The following is a 1,041-nucleotide window of genomic DNA, read 5'->3' as shown; positions in this document are numbered from 1 at the left end:
ATAATCGAGGGTAGAATCGGAAACTTCAATAATTAAATAGATATCTTGAGGACAAGGATAGGCAGCAACATAAAAATCCGATCGAGGTATTAGTAAACTTAAATCTGGTTCTGGTTGAGAATTATTATTTAATCTAATCGGATTTTGCACCCTGAGAATAATTTTCTGTCCTAACTTTTGATAGAATAATTGTATTAATCTATCTACACTAGAAGCATGACGGGTTCCCATCGGTGACATTTTGATAATTTCTCCTCGAATTAATTCCACTTTTTCATCGGGTTTGATTATTCCTTCGGTTGCCATTTTTTCGTATTCTTCCACCGTAAACTTACGCGTAATCAGTGATAAAGACATTTTAACTAAACTCCTACTTTCTCTTTATTCTATCTGGACAGCCTTCCAACGGGTGAATTATCGGTATTTAAACCATTAATCGGGAGGAATAAACTAACTTTTTGGGGACTTGTACTGATTTTTCGGGAAAAAACAGCACTTGCCATGGCGACAAAACCGCTAGAACTAACGTCTAGAAAGCTGGGGTCGGATCGAAACTGCCCCAAAAAAGCTACTATAGGTCAGTTGTCGATGTTAAAAAAAATAGCCGTTCCCATCTGGAACATTAAGTCGAGAAATTTTATGGTTAAGCGAAAACAGCCTTATAGTTTAATTTATCTGCTCACTCTGGTGATCGGTTTAGTTATTGCGATCGCACCTGACGGACAAGCACAAACCCCCGACTCAAACACTCCTGCCAGCGATCCTAACGAATTGAAACCCTTAAATCAAGCCGATAGTGTCCTGAGTCTTCAGGGGGGACAACGTTTAGTGGAAGAAGCGAACGCCGCTATTAATGCCGCTAAATACGATGTCGCTGTGGACAAACTCAATCAAGCGCGTCGGATTTTTAACCAACTATCTAACTATCATCTGCAATTAGCTAATAGTTTCTCAGGAATTGACCCAAAAGTATTCGATTCTCAGCGTCAAAGTGCTTTAAACACCGGACAACTGCGGGATGAAGCCACCTATCAGCTTGCT

General features: G+C 39.9%; 2 protein-coding genes. One reads left to right on the top strand and one right to left on the bottom strand.

The features are described from left to right. Positions 1 to 357 (bottom strand): Uma2 family endonuclease (locus PX484_RS07730; protein ID WP_288103362.1); only part of this gene is annotated, 357 nt, incomplete at its 3' end. A 231-nt stretch (positions 358 to 588) separates the two neighbouring features. Between PX484_RS07730 and PX484_RS07725 the strand changes: the two genes are divergently transcribed. Next, positions 589 to 1,041, top strand: a 453-nt coding sequence (locus PX484_RS07725) for a hypothetical protein (protein WP_288103360.1), incomplete at its 3' end; no start/stop codon positions are given.

The organism is Microcystis sp. M49636_WE2, assembly GCF_030065375.1.
Lineage (GTDB): Bacteria > Cyanobacteriota > Cyanobacteriia > Cyanobacteriales > Microcystaceae > Microcystis > Microcystis aeruginosa_C.
This window is presented reverse-complemented; position numbering and strand designations above follow the sequence as displayed.